The organism is Enterobacter cloacae complex sp. Mu1197 (genome assembly GCF_040059225.1).
Taxonomy (GTDB): Bacteria; Pseudomonadota; Gammaproteobacteria; order Enterobacterales; family Enterobacteriaceae; genus Enterobacter; species Enterobacter quasiroggenkampii.
This window is the reverse complement of the sequence record NZ_CP157375.1, coordinates 3,435,340-3,451,507: the sequence shown is the minus strand read 5'-3', so window position 1 is coordinate 3,451,507 and position 16,168 is coordinate 3,435,340. Positions and strand designations below refer to the sequence as shown.

At 57.9% G+C, this 16,168-nt stretch carries 14 protein-coding genes; 6 read left to right on the top strand and 8 right to left on the bottom strand.

Going from position 1 to position 16,168, the window contains the following annotated elements; all coding sequences use genetic code 11:
• The first annotated feature begins 6 nt into the window (after positions 1-6).
• Positions 7-897 carry a myo-inosose-2 dehydratase gene (gene iolE / locus ABFV38_RS16170; protein ID WP_348957571.1) on the top strand — a complete coding sequence of 297 codons (891 nt, stop codon included), beginning with the start codon at positions 7-9 and terminating at the stop codon, positions 895-897.
• A 9-nt stretch (positions 898-906) separates the two neighbouring features.
• Positions 907-1,731: a 5-deoxy-glucuronate isomerase gene (iolB, locus tag ABFV38_RS16165; RefSeq protein WP_090420154.1), complete on the top strand. Its 825-nt coding sequence runs from the start codon at positions 907-909 to the stop codon at positions 1,729-1,731.
• A gap of 54 nt (positions 1,732-1,785) precedes the next feature.
• Here iolB and ABFV38_RS16160 read toward each other — a convergent pair whose 3' ends face one another.
• From ABFV38_RS16160 to ABFV38_RS16150, 3 genes are read right to left on the bottom strand one after another with little or no spacing between them, the layout of a single operon-like run.
• Positions 1,786-2,529 (bottom strand): alpha/beta hydrolase, encoded by a 744-nt coding sequence (locus tag ABFV38_RS16160; RefSeq protein WP_348957570.1) that lies wholly within the window; start codon positions 2,527-2,529, stop codon positions 1,786-1,788.
• Between the two features lie 11 nt (positions 2,530-2,540).
• Entirely contained in the window at positions 2,541-3,008 is a 468-nt protein-coding gene (locus ABFV38_RS16155) for a DUF6130 family protein (protein WP_348957569.1), read from the bottom strand.
• Positions 3,009-3,059: 51 nt separating this feature from the next.
• On the bottom strand, positions 3,060-4,289 hold the full coding sequence (locus ABFV38_RS16150; protein ID WP_348957568.1) for an MFS transporter: 1,230 nt from the start codon (positions 4,287-4,289) through the stop codon (positions 3,060-3,062).
• A 97-nt stretch (positions 4,290-4,386) separates the two neighbouring features.
• On the opposite strand from ABFV38_RS16150, the gene ABFV38_RS16145 reads away from it, so the two are divergent.
• Positions 4,387-5,277: a LysR family transcriptional regulator gene (locus tag ABFV38_RS16145; protein WP_348957567.1), complete on the top strand. Its 891-nt coding sequence runs from the start codon at positions 4,387-4,389 to the stop codon at positions 5,275-5,277.
• Here the strand turns inward: ABFV38_RS16145 and ABFV38_RS16140 are convergent.
• A complete protein-coding gene (locus tag ABFV38_RS16140) occupies positions 5,274-5,462 on the bottom strand; it encodes a YfgG family protein (RefSeq protein WP_021241815.1) in 189 nt (62 codons plus the stop codon). The two genes, ABFV38_RS16145 and ABFV38_RS16140, sit on opposite strands and share 4 nt — an antisense overlap.
• Before the next feature lie 351 nt (positions 5,463-5,813).
• On the opposite strand from ABFV38_RS16140, the gene ABFV38_RS16135 reads away from it, so the two are divergent.
• Positions 5,814-8,054 carry an EAL domain-containing protein gene (locus ABFV38_RS16135; RefSeq protein ID WP_348957566.1) on the top strand — a complete coding sequence of 747 codons (2,241 nt, stop codon included), beginning with the start codon at positions 5,814-5,816 and terminating at the stop codon, positions 8,052-8,054.
• Between the two features lie 4 nt (positions 8,055-8,058).
• On the opposite strand, the gene ppx is transcribed toward ABFV38_RS16135, so the two are convergent.
• The 4 genes from ppx to purM form a co-directional block, all read right to left on the bottom strand.
• Positions 8,059-9,597 (bottom strand): exopolyphosphatase, encoded by a 1,539-nt coding sequence (gene ppx, locus ABFV38_RS16130; protein ID WP_008501646.1) that lies wholly within the window; start codon positions 9,595-9,597, stop codon positions 8,059-8,061.
• A gap of 3 nt (positions 9,598-9,600) precedes the next feature.
• On the bottom strand, positions 9,601-11,661 hold the full coding sequence (gene ppk1, locus ABFV38_RS16125; RefSeq protein ID WP_348957565.1) for a polyphosphate kinase 1: 2,061 nt from the start codon (positions 11,659-11,661) through the stop codon (positions 9,601-9,603).
• Positions 11,662-11,882: 221 nt separating this feature from the next.
• Positions 11,883-12,524 carry a phosphoribosylglycinamide formyltransferase gene (gene purN, locus ABFV38_RS16120; RefSeq protein WP_021241814.1) on the bottom strand — a complete coding sequence of 214 codons (642 nt, stop codon included), beginning with the start codon at positions 12,522-12,524 and terminating at the stop codon, positions 11,883-11,885.
• Positions 12,521-13,558, bottom strand: coding sequence for a phosphoribosylformylglycinamidine cyclo-ligase (gene purM, locus ABFV38_RS16115; RefSeq protein WP_025758936.1), 1,038 nt, complete (start codon positions 13,556-13,558; stop codon positions 12,521-12,523). The genes purN and purM overlap by 4 nt, the downstream gene beginning before the upstream one ends.
• 266 nt (positions 13,559-13,824) lie before the next feature.
• Between purM and ABFV38_RS16110 the strand changes: the two genes are divergently transcribed.
• Both ABFV38_RS16110 and upp read left to right on the top strand, forming a co-directional pair.
• Positions 13,825-15,255, top strand: a complete 1,431-nt coding sequence (locus tag ABFV38_RS16110; protein ID WP_348957564.1) for a 6-phospho-beta-glucosidase — start codon at positions 13,825-13,827, stop codon at positions 15,253-15,255.
• Positions 15,256-15,470: 215 nt separating this feature from the next.
• Positions 15,471-16,097 carry a uracil phosphoribosyltransferase gene (gene upp, locus ABFV38_RS16105; RefSeq protein ID WP_008501641.1) on the top strand — a complete coding sequence of 209 codons (627 nt, stop codon included), beginning with the start codon at positions 15,471-15,473 and terminating at the stop codon, positions 16,095-16,097.
• The last annotated feature ends 71 nt before the right edge of the window (positions 16,098-16,168 follow it).

Sequence of the window (16,168 nt, the reverse complement as noted above, 5' to 3'; positions counted from 1 at the left end):
ACGACAATGAGTGTACAACTGGGCATTAACCCGCTGACGTGGACGAACGACGATCTGCCTTCTCTCGGCGCGGAGACGTCGCTGGAGACCTGCCTGAGCGAAGGTAAAGAGGCCGGTTTCGCCGGTTTCGAGCTGGGCAATAAGTTCCCGCGCGAAGCGCGCCTGCTCGGCCCCATCCTGCAGCGCCACGACCTGCAGCTGGTCTCCGGCTGGTATTCCGGCCGCCTGCTGGAGCGCAGCGTGGAGGAGGAGATCGCCGCCGTGCAGTCCCACCTGACGCTGCTGCGCGAGCTGGGGGCGAAGGTGCTGGTCTTTGCGGAAGTGAGCGGCTGCATTCACGGCGAGCAGCAGACCCCGGTGCACCTGCGCCCGCGCTTCCCGCAGTCGCGCTGGAAGGAGTACGGCGAGAAGCTTACCGAATTTGCCCGCTACACCCAGCAGCAGGGCGTGCAGATTGCCTACCATCACCATATGGGCACGGTGATTGAGTCCGCCGACGACGTGGACAACCTGATGACCCACACCGGCGAAGAGGTTGGGTTGCTGCTGGACACCGGTCACCTGACCTTTGCCGGGGCCGATCCGCTGGCGGTGGCGCAGCGCTGGGCGTCGCGTATCAACCACGTTCACTGCAAAGACGTGCGTGCCGACGTGCTGGCGGACGTGAAAAACCGCAAAACCAGCTTCCTTGATGCGGTACTGAGCGGCGTGTTTACGGTGCCGGGCGACGGCTGCGTGGATTATCCGCCGATTATGCAGCTACTGAAGGCGCAGGACTATCACGGCTGGCTGGTGGTGGAGGCGGAGCAGGATCCGGCTATTGCCCATCCGCTGACCTACGCCCGTCTGGGGTATAACAATCTGAGCCGTCTGGCGCGCGACGCCGGACTGATTTGAGGAGGTGACATGTCACGTCTGTTATCACGCTGGCAACAGCCAAACGCGGAGGGGCGCACTCAGTCCGTCACGCCGGAAAGCGCAGGGTGGGGATACGTCGGCTTTGAGGCGTATGAGCTGCAGGAGGGGCAGACGCTGACGCTGCCCGCCGTCCGCGAAGAGCGCTGTCTGGTGCTGGTGGCAGGACGCGCCTCCATCAGCACGCCTTCCGCGCAGTTTAACGACATCGGCGAGCGGATGAGCCCGTTTGAGCGCATCAAGCCGTGGGCGGTGTACGTCACTCCGCAGGAGACGGTGCAGGTGAAGGCGCTGACGACGCTGGAGCTGGCGGTCTGCGCCGCGCCGGGCAAGGGCACGCATCCGACGCGGCTGATTGCCCCGCAGGATATCGCCGGTGAGGCGCGCGGTAAGGGTCACAACCAGCGCTATGTGCACAACATTCTGCCGGAAGACAAGCCCGCCGACAGCCTGCTGGTGGTGGAAGTCTGGACCAACGAGGGCTGCACCAGCTCGTACCCGAGCCACAAGCACGACACGGATAACCCGCCACAGGAGACCTATCTGGAGGAGACCTACTACCATCGCCTCAATCCGGAGCAGGGGTTCTGCATGCAGCGGGTTTACACCGACGACAGAGCGCTGGATGAGTGTATGGCGGTCTATAACCGTGACGTGGTCATGGTGCCGAAGGGCTACCACCCGGTGGCGACGATGGCCGGGTATGACAGCTATTATCTCAACGTGATGGCCGGGCCGGTGCGCAAGTGGATGTTCACCTGGGAAGAGGACCACGCGTGGATTAATCGGGATTATCCCGCGGATGGCGGGCGCTGAGGCTGTTTTTTGCCGGGTGGCGCTGCGCTTACCCGGCCTACAATTCGCAAAAAATTACTTTGCTTCAATCGCCTGCTCAATCGTCCGGGCAACGATCTGCGACTGGCTCACCATCGACACGTGGCTCGCCGCCACCTCGGTGGTTTTCGCGTGGATCGTCTTCGCCATCGCGCGTTCAAGCGCCGGGTTAATCATCCGGTCATTCTGACTCACCACATACCAGCTCGGTTTGTTGTGCCACGCGGCGTGAGTCACTTTTTCTGCGAAAGCTTCGCCCTTTATTGGCCCCTGCGTGGCCGCAATGGTCTGTTGTTCACCCGGTTTCACATCCGGCGCGAAATCCTTCCTGACGGCGTCCGTTGGCAGATATAAATAGCCGTCCGCCGTTTTGGCAATGCCCGCGCTGCCCGGCGGTGCAGGGTAGCTTCCTGCCAGGTCCGCCGTCGACTGGCCGGAGTCCGGCGCGAAAGCCGCCACATACACCAGCGATTTTACCCGCGCATCGTTGCCCGCTTCGCTAATGACGGTGCCGCCCCAGGAGTGACCCACCAGCACTACGTCACCCCGCGCGCGGGCGATGGCCCGCTTTGTGGCGGCAACGTCATCTTTTAGCGACGTGAGCGGCAGCTGGACGGCAATGACCTCTGCGTGCTGTTTCTGCAACAGGGTAATGACCTTATTCCAGCTGCTGCCGTCGGCAAACGCGCCGTGGACCAGCACGACGCTGGTTTTACTCTGCGCAAAGGCGCTGGCGAAAAGCGCCAGCAGGCCTGCCGTGACTACAGACAGTGCTTTCATCTTCAGACTCCTTAAAAATGGTGGACCGCCGCGTGGGGCGGGACGGTGAATTCAACGGTTTTGTGGTCGAGCGGCTTGTGCGTCGGGTCGGCCAGAATTATCGTCACCTTGTGTTTACCGGCGGGCAGCCCCACCAGGATCACCGGCTCTCCGCTGGTGTCAGCCCAGTGCCATGGCGCATCATCCACCACCACGTGAATGTGCCCGATGCGCGGGGTGATCTTGAGCGCGTCGGGCCCGAATACCGGCTCGATGCGAAGATTTTCGGCGCGGTACTGGATAAACACCGCGCCTTTGCTCAGCGGCCCGGCAAGCGGCGGATCGACGATCAGTTTTGCAGGCGGCTGCGGCTGCGCCAGCGGGGCAACGGCGGCGGGGCCGTTAACGTCCGCGGCGCTCAGATTGTCCAGAGGTATGGCCTGGGCACCTGCGACGGATGTCAGGACAAGCAGGGGGAAAAGTACGTAGCGACGAATCATTGCTCTCTCTCCTCATCAGTTCTCAATGGCGACAGGGAAAGAAAACCATTTTTATGTATCGGAGATATTTGCCGGAGGGGGCGTTTTGTACCCGTTTGTCACCGTGGCCCGCGGGATACAGTGCGATACAGTTTGCCTCCCGGGACGGCGCACAATGGCTATCGCCAGCCCGGCAATCAGCAGCGTCAGGCCCGTCGATACCCCCATTGCACCCGCGATCCCCAGCGTTTTATTTAGCCACGCATAGGCATACGGTGAGGCTGCGGCCATCAGCTGACCGGGGATAAGCAGCATGCCCGTGCGGCGGGCATAGCTTTCCGCGCTAAACAGCTCCAGCGGCAGGGTGGCTTTGACAAGGGTAACCAGCCCGTTGATGGCCCCATAGCCCAGCACAAAGCCGGCCGCACACCAGACAAACAGGGCGCTGCTCAACCCAACAAGAAAACAGAGCGGCATGGCGAGAGCGGTAAAAAGCGTTAACGTGAAGGGCGTTAAGCGAGCCCCCGCCAGCACCTCCAGCGAGCGCGCGCCCGTCTGGCCGATTCCCCACAGCATGCCGATAGCGACCGGCAGGCCGTAGTGGGCAATAAACTCCGGCAGATGGGTGGAGGTGCCGTTAGAGACAAAGGTGATGAGGGCAATGAAGGCGGCATAAAGCCAGCCGTTTCTGCGCTCGTTGTTCAGCGGCGGTGCGGCGATTTTCGTCGTCACCGTCAGCCGCTGCCGGGGAAGCGTGCGGATCAGCAGCGCGCTCAGCAGGCCAAGCAGGGCATAAATGCGTAATGCGTCCTGCCAGCGCATCACGTGAAGCAGCGCATCGCCCAGCGGCCAGAAGACGACGGAGGCCAGCCCGCCCGCCAGCGTGACGCGCGAGATTGTTCTTCGCGCCTGTTGTCCGTAGAGGTTGACCAGCGCGGCGAACAGCGCATCGTACAGCGACAGGCGCATTCCCACGCCCGTAACCAGCCAGGCGCCGTACCAGCCATAAAGCGTCCGGGTATACGCCATACAGGCGCAGCTTGCGGCGATCAGCAGCGTTCCGCCCATCACCACCTTCTGACCGCCAAAGCGTGCCAGCAGGCGGGCGACAAAAGGGGAAACCGCCGCCATCACCAGCATCGCCAGCGTCAGGCCGAGGTAAATCTGCGGTGATGACCATCCCCGGTCGGCTGAAATGGCCAGCGCAAAGGTGCCGGGCATATAAAACGAGATCCCCCAGTTGATGAGCTGATTGCACCCGGCCGTGAGGGCGAGGCGGTGTGGCAGGGCAGGTGTTTCCATGAGTGTTCATTCCGTTATGCAGTTGTCCAGAGCATAACGGGCGCGGTATTGTGCTGGCAGGGCCGCAACCTTATGCGCGGTATAAGAGAAACTTTGAATGACGACGCTTAATCTGGGCTATCTCGCCACCTTCCGTCTGGTGATCCAGCGCGGCAGTTTTTCAGCGGCAGCGGACGTGCTAGGCCTCTCCCAGCCCGCCGTCAGCCTGCAAATACGTCAGCTGGAGCAGTTTCTGCAAACGCGGCTGGTGGAGCGTACCGGACGAGGGATTAGGGCGACGGCTGCCGGAGAAACCTTGCTGGCGCACGGGGAGCGTATTCAGCAGGTGGTGGATGACGCCATCCGGGCCGTGAATGCGTTTAGCCACGACGTAAGCGGCACCATTACGCTTGGCACGGGGGCAACGGCCTGCATCCATCTTCTGCCGCCGCTGCTGGAGCAGCTACGCCGCGACTATCCGCTCCTGAGCGTGGGGGTGACGACGGGCAACACCCTCGACATCGTCAGAGCTATCGAAGAGAACCGTCTCGATATGGGGCTGGTCACGCTGCCGGTGAGTGGCAGAGCGCTGGACGTGATGCCGGTGATGGACGAAGAGTTTGTCTTTATCGCCTCAAGGGAACAGCAGGCTGCATTCAGGGACTTCACCCCAGCCGCGCTGCACGTTCATCCGCTGATTGCCTTTGAATCAGGCAGTGGGACCCGGGCGCTGATCGACGGCTGGTTTGCCGCCCAGGGTTTAGCGATCGCGCCGGTGATGCAGCTTGGCAGCATCGAGGCGATCAAACGCATGGTTCGCGCAGGGCTGGGCTACAGCATCGTGCCGCGCATGGCGGTGGAACAGGAGGTCGATCGCGAAGGGCTATGCGTGATGTCGCTGATGCCCATGCTGCAGCGGCAGCTGGCGGTGGTCATGCGGCAGGATAAAATCCTCAGCAAAGGGATCGCGGCCCTTATTCGGCTCGTGCAACAGCCTTCGGCGGTTTAGCGGTCAGCGGTGTCGACGGTCAGGCTGGATTGCTGCGACTGGGTTTTATCCTGATGGTGGTACCAGGCGCCAATCGAAGAGTAAACGAAGCGGCCAAAGAAAAACAGGAAGCTGATGAGCAGTATGATGCGGGTCATTCGGGTGTTAAATCGATGTCGTTTGCGCATACGCGTGACCTGACTCACTCTGTTTTTCCTGGATAAGCCCTTCCGGGCGATAAGGATATTAAGGCACAGCGAGAAGATGGGGTCAATTCTGTGATGTGTAAATAACCGTCAATGTTTACATTAATTAATGTTATTGAAATTAATCAACGCATTTACCATATTGATAATATGAAGAAAAAGATGTCGAAAAAACGCCACAAAATGTTATTTGCGTAAAGTAGTTTGATTTATGTCAACGGATTCCCGGCGCTGATATTTAAAATCCTTCCTCCACACTGTTCGCCCGACATGCTGCCGGGTGGCGCGTACGTCAGGTTGGATGCCTGTCTTTATTTCCCTCTGGAGCGATAGGGGTTTAACCGGGCATCTATGACTATTCTCGCTTTCCTGAAAAACAATGCAAACCGCTGGTGGGCATTGCCGCTTATTTTACCTGTGGTTTTACTCCCCGCGCTGAGCGTTGCGAATACGTTTACGCAGCTGGGCGACGGCATTGTGGCACTCTATTATTTACCGCTCTCATTTTTGCTTTCGCTGATGATGTTCTTTGGCCTGGAAGCGCTGCCCGGGATCGTATTATCCCTGTTTATCCGCTATTACCCGTCGGTCGGGATGTTTGAAACGGTTGCCGGTGTGCTCCATTTTATCGTCCCTTTAGTGCTCAGCTGGGGCGGCTACCGGGTGTTTGCGCCCAGACGCAATATGACGGCGTACGGCGACATCCGCTTAATGGCGCAGCGCATCTTCTGGCAGGCCTTCTGCCCCGCGACGCTGTTTCTGGTGCTGTTTCAGTTTGCCGTGTATCTGGGCGTGTATGAGAGCCGCCAGAGCCTTGCGGGATTAAACCCTCTTAATATTCGTACGCTCATCAACTACCAGGCGCTGCTGGTCAGCGGGCTGACGGGCATGCCGCTGAGCTATCTGCTGATCCGCCTGATTCGTCATCCGCGCTATATCAAAAGTCTTCTCTCGCAGATCCGTGCCCAGATAGACAAAAAGGTGACGGTCGCTGAGTTTGTGCTGTGGGCGATTACGCTAGGCGGGCTGCTTACGCTGCTGCTGCTCCCGATGAATGAAAACAGCTCCATATTCACCACAAACTATACCCTGTCGCTGCTGATGCCGGTGATGCTCTGGGGCGCGATGCGTTTTGGCTATAAACTGATATCGCTGATCTGGACGCCGGTGCTGCTGGTGTCTATTCACTACTATTATCACTATATCCCGCAGAACCAGGGGTATGACATTCAGCTGGCGATCACCTCGTCCAGTTACCTGGTCTTCTCGTTTGTGGTGATTTATATGTCGATGCTGGCGACTCGCCAGCGCACCGTGAATAAACGCTCCCGCAGGCTGGCGCTGCTCGACCCGGTCGTCCATATGCCTAACCTGCGGGCGCTGTCGCGCGATCTGGCGAAGAATCCGTGGTCGGCGCTCTGTCTGCTGCGCATTCCGGAGCTGGAAATTCTGGGCCGAAATTACGGCGTGCTGCTGCGTATTTTGTACAAACAGCAGCTGGCGCAGTGGGTAAACGGTACCCTCCAGCCCAACGAGCTGGTGTATCACCTCACCGGGTATGACATGGCGGTGCGGCTCAACGCGGAATCGCACCAGCAGCGAATTGAAACCCTGGACGAGCATATCAAGCAGTTCCGCTTTGTCTGGGACGGCATGCCGCTGCAGCCGCAGGTGGGCGTAAGCTACTGCTATGTCCGGTCCCCGGTTAACCATCTTTATCTGGTGCTGGGTGAACTGGGGGTGGTGGCCGATCTGTCACTCTCCTCAAACCATCCGGAAAATCTTCAGCAGCGTGGTGCCGTCCATTTGCAGCGCAGCCTGAAGGATAAAGTCGCGATGATGAGCCGCCTGCAAAAGGCGCTCGATAACGACGAATTCACCCTGCTGGTTCAACCCGTTCGCGGCATGCGTGGCGATTGCTATCACGAAGTCCTGCTGCGGATGCCGGATACAAACGGGCTATTGATCTCTCCCGACCAGTTCCTGCCTGTCGCGCAGGAGTTTGGTTTGTCCTCCCGGGTGGACCTGTGGGTGCTTGAGCATACGCTGCGCTTCCTGGCCGCGCATCGCGAGAGCCTGCCCGGCCAGCGTTTTGCCATTAATCTGGCCCCCTCAACCGTATGCCGTGTGCCGTTCCCGCTTGAGGTGAGTCGCCTGCTGGCGAAATACGCCATTGAGCCGTGGCAGCTGATTTTTGAGGTGACGGAGTGCAGCACCTTCGGCAGCGGGGAGCAGGCGCTACACATCCTCCAGCAGTTGCAGAAAATGGGGGTACGCATTGCGATTGATGATTTCGGGACCGGCTATGCAAGCTATGCACGGCTGAAAAGCGTGGATGCCGACATTCTCAAGATCGACGGCAGCTTTATCCGCAATATCGTCAACAACAGCCTGGATTATCAGATCGTGGCGTCTATCTGCCATCTGGCGCGCATGAAGAAGATGCTGGTGGTGGCAGAGTATGTCGAGACCGAGGAGATACGTAGCGCGGTTCACGCGCTAGGCATCGATTATGTGCAGGGCTATCTGATTGGCAGGCCAGCGCCGCTTGAATCACTGCTGGAAACGGAGGCGTCCTGCGCGGACGCCTGAACCGTTACGCGGCGACGTCAGCGCTCTCTTCTTCAATTTTGAGCAGCCAGCCGGTGACCGCTTCCCAGTACTGTTGCTCTTTTTCCAGGTCCAGCAGGACCAGCGCATTCTGGCTGAACCAGTCGTGCGGGAAGCTCAGCGTCCAGTGATGGTCGTCGGTTTTAAGCTTCAGCGTGGGCGGCGTGGTGGTCGCCTGACGCTGGTTATTGAGTAGCACGCCAAGACGCAGCAGCTGAATGAGCGGCAGGAACTGCTTTTTCTTGAACAGCGTGAAGCGCGGCAGGTCGTCGAGCTTGATGGCTTTGCGGTGATACCGCACCAGGGTCGCCATCATGGTTTGCTGTTCCTGGTTGAAGCCAGGCAGATCGCTGTTTTGCAGAATATAGGCCGAATGGCGGTGCATCCCGCTATGGTTGATGTTCAGCCCCACCTCATGGAGCATCGCGGCCCATTTTAACAGCGCGGCAAGCTGCGGGTGCGCGAGCTTCGGATTCTGCTCTTCCCACTGCTCGTACATCTGCACCGTGGTGTCCAGCACGCGCTTCGCCTGCTCGCGGTCGATGTTGTACTGGTTAGCCAGGCTTTGCGCGGTGCGGCTGCGAATATCCTGATGGCGGAAACGGCCTTCCATTTCGTACAGCACGCCTTCGCGTAGCGCGCCGTCGGAAAGGCGCAGCTCTTTAATGGCGAGAGCGTCAAACACGCCGCAGAGGATGGCCAGCCCCGGCACGAAGACCGCCTTACGCTCGTCGGAAAGACCCGGCAGGCTTAAGGCGTCAAAACTTTTATGCTTCAGCACTTCGTCGGTCAGCAGCGTCAGGCGTTCGGGCGTGATGAACCCGTCTTTTTCACCCATTGCCAGCAGCACCTCATGCGCTGCTTTGATGGTGCCTGACGCGCCCAGCGCAACGTTCCAGCCCTGAATACGGTACTGCCAGGCCAGGTTTTCCAGTTTCTGGACAGCTGCCATACGCGCTCGCTGGAAGTTCTCGCGGGTGATGGTGCCGCCCGGGAAATACATCTGCGCGAAGCTGACGCAGCCCATACGGCGGCTTTCCACCAGGCGAGGCTCAAAGTCTTCGCCAATCACCAGCTCCGTAGAACCGCCGCCGATGTCGATCACCAGCTTGCGCCCTTTTTCCGGCTGGGTGTGTTCGACACCCATGAAAATCAGACGCGCTTCCTCGTTACCGGAGATGATCTCAATCGGGTAAGGGATCACCTTTTCGGCCCGCTTGAGAAACTCTGGCGCGTTCAGCGCCTGGCGCAGGGTGTGGGTGCCCACGATGCAGACGCTGGAGGGCGAGAAGCCCTGCAGGCGTTCAGCAAACAGCGACAGGCAGTTTAACCCACGCTCCATTGCCTCTTCGCTGAGCATGCTGCGTTCATCAAGGCCATCCGCCAGGTGCACGCGCTGCTTCAGACGACCGATGATCTGCAGCGCGCCATCCACCTCACGGGCGATGACCATATGGAAACTGTTAGAGCCTAGATCGACCGCGGCGAATTCCTGCGGGCGTGGGGTCTTATCATTTATCGGCATAGGTTAATCGGGTTGCTCGAGTGATTTGATATAGTCGTAAATCGCCAGTTGCGACCGCACTTTGCGGCGGTTGCCGCGCGGTACATAGCGGTTACTGAGTTCTTTGTCGATATAGCGTGCTTTCACGGTATCGCTGAACAGAATCTCGATGATGTCGAGGATCTGCTGCTTCAGGTGCGGATCCAGCAGCGGTGCCGCGACTTCAATTCGGTAGTCAATATTGCGCGTCATCCAGTCTGCCGAAGAGAGATAGACCTGTTTATCACCCGCATTATCGAAAATATAGACCCGATCGTGTTCCAGGTAGCGGTCAACAATGCTGATCACGCGAATATTGTCGCTGATGCCTTCCAGTTCCGGGATCAGCGAGCACATGCCGCGGATCAGCAGGTTAACCGGCACGCCGGAGCTGGAGGCGGCGTACAGCCTGTCTACCAGCCCTTTGTCCACCAGGTTGTTGAGCTTCAGCGTGATGCCGGACGACAGCCCTTTCTGGGCATTGGCGATCTCTTTATCGATCATATCGTACAGCAGACGGCGCGAGTTCTGCGGCGAGACCAGCAGATAGTCGAAGCTTACCGGACGGTACGGGTTCTCAATAAAGTTAAAGACCCGGCGCACCTCGTTGGTGATGCGGGCATCGGCGGTCAGCAGCGAGTAGTCGGTATAGATTCGCGCCGTTTTCTCGTTAAAGTTCCCGGTACCGATGTGGGCGTAGCGCACCACCTCATCGCCCTCTTTACGGGAGATCAGGAACAGCTTGGCGTGAATTTTCAGCCCCGGCGCGGAGAAGATGACGTGTACACCGGCTTCCGTCAGACGACGCGCCCAGTGAATGTTCGCCTCTTCATCGAAGCGCGCCTGCAGCTCCACCACCACGGTCACTTTTTTGGCGTTGTGCGCCGCGTGGATCATCGCATCGATGATGCGGGAATCTTTTGCCACGCGGTAGATGTTGATTTTGATCGCCAGCACGCTCGGGTCGAACGAGGCCTGACGCAGCAGTTCCAGCACGTGCTCAAAGGTGTGATACGGATAGTAGAGCAGGACATCGCGTTCTCGGATGGCGTCAAATCCGTTGCGGAATTTATCGAACCAGAGATGGCGCAGGCGCGGCAGCGGCTTGTTCACCAGATTGGCTTTGCCGACGTTCGGGAAACCGATAAAGTCTTTAAAGTTGTGGTAACGGCCACCAGGCACGATGGAGTCATAGCGCGAAATGGTCAGCTTCTCGCGCAGCATCTCCACCATGGCGTCCGGCATATCGCGCTGATAGACAAAGCGCACCGGCTCGGCCGTCAGGCGCTGTTTCAGGCTGGAGGACATCAGCTCCATCAGGCTGGCTTCCATCTCGTGCACCAGGTCATATTCGGCGTCACGGGTCATCTTCATCGAGTAGGCGTTTAAGGCATCGTAATCGAAGAAGCCTTTGAAGATGTCGTCCAGACAGTAGCGCAGGATGTTATCGAGCAGGATCATCGGCTTGCGTCTGCGCGGGGTTTCCGGCGGCAGGTTCACGAAGCGCGGGACCTTGTCGGACGGGATCTCCAGCAGCGCGTAACGGATGGATTCACCGCGGATAATTTCCACGGCCAGATAGGTGTAGTCATCTTTCAGGAACTGCACCAGATCGGTTTCGCGGTTGATGAGAATCGGGGTAATGTGCTGGCGCAGGTACTGTTTAAAATAGTGGCGCAGCCAGTTTTGTTGGTTAACGGAAAGCTGACGTTCGTTAATCAGGAAGATTTGATTACGCGCCATCTCCAGCAGCAGTTCGTTATACAGGCCGTCAAATTCCTGATCGGCTTTCAACACGCGGGACTGGATTTTGCCCAGCAGGTGCCGCGAGTGCGAGTTTAGGCCCTGTTCTTCGCTGATGATGATGCGTCTCTTCAGCTCGGCAAAGCGAACCTTGTAGAACTCATCCAGATTGTTGGAATAGATGCCCAAAAAACGCATGCGTTCGATCAGCGGGTTACTTTTGTCAGCCGCTTCCTGGAGTACACGTTCGTTAAATGCTAACCAGCTTAGCTCTTTCTCGATATATAACTTTTCCTGACCCATTACAGCTCACACTCCAGTTCAATCACAGGACGTGGTAAATCCGTCTCGTCCTTATTATGGCGAGCATTTCCACGATATGTCCAACAGTGCCAGAAAAGTATGACAGTTATTTTTTTTGTTGGGGAATTTAGAGGGTTGGGGGAGGGGGGGCGCTGCGCTTATCACGACCTACGGGATCGTAGGCCCGTGCAAGCGAAGCGCCGCCGGGCAATTCAAAGAGACTACTCTTCGGCAGCATGACCCTGCGGGGGTAACTTCACGCCATCCAGCCAGGCTGCGCCGTCGCGCATTTCGAGACGCCCGTCGACAAACCAGCTTACCACCAGCGGGTAAATGGCATGCTCCTGGGTCTGCACGCGTTCGGTCACGTCTTCTTCGCTGTCGCCGTCAAAGACCGGGACTTTGGCCTGCAGGATCACCGGACCGCCGTCCAGCTCGTCGGTCACGAAATGCACGGAGGTGCCGTGCTCCTCATCGCCGTTTTCCAGAACCTGACGATGGGTGTGCAGGCCGGGATATTTCGGCAGAAGAGAAGGGTGAATATTCAGCAAACGTCCGGCGTAGTGCGCGACAAAGGCCGGGCTCAGAATGCGCATATAGCCCGCCAGCACCACGACGTCCGGCGCGTAGGCATCAATCTCCTGAACCAGCTCGCGGTCAAAGGCTTCACGCCCGGCGAACTGGCTGGCTTCCAGCGCGTGCGCGGGGATGTTCGCTTCCCGCGCGCGCTCAAGGCCGAACGCGTCGGCCTTGTTGCTGAATACTGCCCGAATGGTGCCGTTGATTTTCTTCTGCTTGCAGGCGTCTATGATGGCCTGCAAATTGCTTCCGTTGCCGGAAATGAGCACCACGATGTTTTTCATTCAATGACCACACGCTGTTCGGAATCGGAGGCTTTAATCGTACCGATTTTCCACGCGTTTTCACCTTTCTCGGTCAGCAGCTTGACCGCTTTATCCGCTTCGCTTGCCGGCAGGGCGATAACCATGCCCACGCCGCAGTTAAAGGTGCGGTACATTTCGTGAGAGCTCACGTTGCCTGCGGTCTGCAGCCAGTTAAAGACCGCTGGCCACTGCCATGAGGACTCGTCGATCACCGCCTGGGTGTTGTCCGGCAGCACGCGCGGGATGTTTTCCCAGAAGCCACCACCGGTCAGGTGGGCAATAGCGTGCACGTCAACGTTCTCGATCAGTTCCAGCACGTTCTTCACGTAGATGCGGGTTGGGGCCAGCAGATGGTCAGCCAGCGGTTTCCCTTCAAGCTCGGTCGTCTGTGGGTCGCAACCGCTCACCTCGAGGATTTTACGCACCAGGGAGTAGCCGTTGGAGTGCGGGCCACTGGAGGCCAGCGCGATCAGCACATCGCCATCCGCCACTTTGCTGCCGTCAATAATTTCTGATTTTTCTACTACGCCGACGCAGAAGCCTGCGACGTCATAATCTTCGCCGTGATACATGCCCGGCATTTCCGCGGTTTCACCGCCGACCAGCGCACAGCCAGACTGCAGGCACCCTTCGGCGATACCGTTGATCACGCTTGCTGCGGTATCCACGTCCAGTTTGCCGGTCGCGTAGTAATCGAGGAAGAACAGCGGCTCTGCGCCCTGAACCACCAGGTCATTCACGCACATCGCGACCAGATCGATACCGATCGTGTCGTGACGTTTTAAATCCATCGCCAGGCGCAGTTTGGTGCCTACACCGTCAGTTCCCGAGACCAGAACAGGTTCACGATATTTTTGCGGCAGCGCGCACAGTGCGCCGAATCCACCCAGACCACCCATCACTTCCGGGCGGCGGGTTTTTTTCACCACACCTTTGATTCGGTCAACCAGCGCATTACCTGCGTCAATATCAACACCGGCATCTTTGTAGCTGAGAGAAGTTTTGTTGGTCACGGCTTAAATCCCCACGCGATTGCATAGCTAGTAAGAAAAATCGGCGCAATTCTAACAGTCCAGGCAAACGTTTGCGAGCCTATTCTCGGCGAGAGGATCTTTTTTTACGCGCAGCCTGCCAGTGCGCCCAAACTTGCGTCTGTTCACGAAAATGAAACCGGTTTCGGTATTCTCCTTGCAACCCGAAACGGCTTTGCACATCATTCAACTGAAACCGGTTTCTGTAATTGTTTTTGCAGAAATTAACGCAGAATGAGGGAAAGCGAATGTCAGGATTTAAAGCAGATTTTCTGTGGGGCGGTGCGGTTGCGGCGCACCAGCTGGAAGGCGGCTGGAAAGAAGGGGGTAAAGGCGTAAGCGTAGCCGACGTCATGACTGCAGGCGCGCATGGCGTGCCGCGTGAAATCACCAACGGCGTGCTGCCGGGGAAAAATTACCCTAACCATGACGCCATCGATTTCTACCACCGCTATAAAGAAGACATCAAACTCTTTGCCGAGATGGGGTTCAAATGCTTCCGCACCTCTATCGCCTGGACGCGCATTTTCCCGAAAGGGGACGAGCGTGAGCCGAACGAGGCTGGCCTGAAATTCTATGACGACCTGTTCGACGAATGCCTGAAGTACGGCATCGAACCGGTTATTACCCTCTCTCACTTCGAGATGCCTTTCCACCTGGTCACCGAATACGGCGGCTGGCGCAACCGTAAGCTGATCGACTTCTTCGTTCGTTTTGCAAAAGTGGTTTTCCAGCGCTATCAGCATAAAGTGAAGTACTGGATGACCTTTAACGAGATCAACAACCAGGCCAACTTCCATGAAGACTTTGCGCCGTTCACCAACTCCGGGCTGAAGTACGCGCAGGGCGAAGACCGTGAGCCGGTGATGTTCCAGGCCGCGCACTATGAGCTGGTGGCCAGCGCGCTGGCGGTGAAGGCGGGGCGCGAGATTAACCCGTCCCTGCAGATCGGCTGCATGATTGCCATGTGCCCAATCTACCCGCTGACCTGCGCGCCGGACGACATGATGATGGCGATGAACGCCATGCACCGCCGCTACTGGTTCACCGACGTGCACGTGCGCGGCAAGTACCCGCAGCATCTGCTCAACTACTTCGAACGTCGCGGCTTCACGCTGGATATCACCGAAGAAGATAAAGCCGCGCTGACGCAGGGCTGCGTGGATTACATCGGGTTTAGCTATTATATGTCCTTCGCCACCAAGGCGACGGCGGACAACCCGCAGCTGGACTATGACGAGAGCAAGAGCCTGGTCTCCAACCCGTACGTGCAGAAATCCGACTGGGGCTGGCAGATTGACCCGGTGGGGCTGCGCTACTCCCTCAACTGGTTCTGGGATCACTACCAGCTGCCGCTGTTTATCGTTGAGAACGGCTTTGGCGCAATCGACGTACAGGAGAGCGACGGCACGGTGAACGACCAGTACCGCATTGACTACCTGGCCGCCCACATCCGCGAGATGAAAAAAGCGGTGGTGGAAGATGGCGTAGACCTAATGGGCTATACCCCGTGGGGCTGTATCGACCTGGTGTCTGCCGGTACCGGTGAAATGAAAAAACGCTACGGCTTTATCTTTGTCGACAAAGACAATGAAGGAAACGGCACGCTGAACCGCAGCAAGAAGAAATCGTTCGACTGGTATAAGCAGGTGATCGCGAGCAACGGGGAGCAGCTATAATTGCCCGGTGGCGCTGCGCTTACCGGGCCTACGGGATGTGTAGGCCGGGTAAGCGTTAGCGCCACCCGGCAGAACCCCGCACCCAAGCCGGAGCCCAGCTTCTGGCTTTTTTGTTTTTGATTGATGTACATCAAACAACATGGGTATGGCCTAATCCGAAAAAAGCGGTATAATCCCGCGATTTTTTTGCGGATGCCATTCAGAGGAGAAAGAGAATGAAGATTGTGGAAGTGAAACACCCACTCGTTAAACACAAGTTGGGCCTGATGCGTGAGCATGACATCAGCACGAAGCGTTTTCGCGAACTGGCCTCTGAAGTCGGCAGCCTGCTGACCTACGAAGCGACCTCTGATCTGGAAACGGAAAAAGTCACCATCGAAGGCTGGAACGGTCCAGTACAGGTTGAGCAGATCAAAGGTAAGAAAATTACCGTCGTGCCTATCCTGCGTGCCGGTCTCGGCATGATGGAAGGCGTGCTGGAGCACGTGCCAAGCGCGCGCATCAGCGTGGTGGGGATCTACCGTAACGAAGAAACCCTCGAGCCGGTTCCTTATTTCCAGAAGCTGGTGTCCAACATCGACGAGCGTATGGCGCTGGTGGTTGACCCGATGCTGGCAACCGGCGGTTCAATGATTGCCACTATCGACCTACTGAAAAAAGCGGGCTGCAGCAGCATTAAAGTGCTGGTGCTGGTTGCGGCACCGGAAGGGATCGCGGCGCTGGAAAAAGCGCACCCGGACGTTGAGCTGTATACCGCCTCTATCGACCAGGGCCTGAACGAGCACGGGTACATCATCCCGGGGCTCGGCGATGCCGGCGATAAGATCTTTGGTACGAAATAATCGAATAACGATAAATAAGCCGACTTTGATAGTCGGCTTTTTTTTGAATAAAACACCAACAACGATACTAC

Excerpts from the sequence above, each read along its gene's own strand:
- ppk1 (WP_348957565.1), bottom strand. The coding sequence starts at position 11,661 with ATGGGTCAGGAAAAGTTATATATCGAGAAAGAGCTAAGCTGGTTAGCA.
- ABFV38_RS16145 (WP_348957567.1), top strand. The coding sequence starts at position 4,387 with ATGACGACGCTTAATCTGGGCTATCTCGCCACCTTCCGTCTGGTGATC.
- ABFV38_RS16160 (WP_348957570.1), bottom strand. The coding sequence starts at position 2,529 with ATGAAAGCACTGTCTGTAGTCACGGCAGGCCTGCTGGCGCTTTTCGCC.
- upp (WP_008501641.1), top strand. The coding sequence starts at position 15,471 with ATGAAGATTGTGGAAGTGAAACACCCACTCGTTAAACACAAGTTGGGC.
- ABFV38_RS16155 (WP_348957569.1), bottom strand. The coding sequence starts at position 3,008 with ATGATTCGTCGCTACGTACTTTTCCCCCTGCTTGTCCTGACATCCGTC.
- ppx (WP_008501646.1), bottom strand. The coding sequence starts at position 9,597 with ATGCCGATAAATGATAAGACCCCACGCCCGCAGGAATTCGCCGCGGTC.
- ABFV38_RS16110 (WP_348957564.1), top strand. The coding sequence starts at position 13,825 with ATGTCAGGATTTAAAGCAGATTTTCTGTGGGGCGGTGCGGTTGCGGCG.
- ABFV38_RS16150 (WP_348957568.1), bottom strand. The coding sequence starts at position 4,289 with ATGGAAACACCTGCCCTGCCACACCGCCTCGCCCTCACGGCCGGGTGC.
- iolB (WP_090420154.1), top strand. The coding sequence starts at position 907 with ATGTCACGTCTGTTATCACGCTGGCAACAGCCAAACGCGGAGGGGCGC.
- purN (WP_021241814.1), bottom strand. The coding sequence starts at position 12,524 with ATGAAAAACATCGTGGTGCTCATTTCCGGCAACGGAAGCAATTTGCAG.
- ABFV38_RS16135 (WP_348957566.1), top strand. The coding sequence starts at position 5,814 with ATGACTATTCTCGCTTTCCTGAAAAACAATGCAAACCGCTGGTGGGCA.
- iolE (WP_348957571.1), top strand. The coding sequence starts at position 7 with ATGAGTGTACAACTGGGCATTAACCCGCTGACGTGGACGAACGACGAT.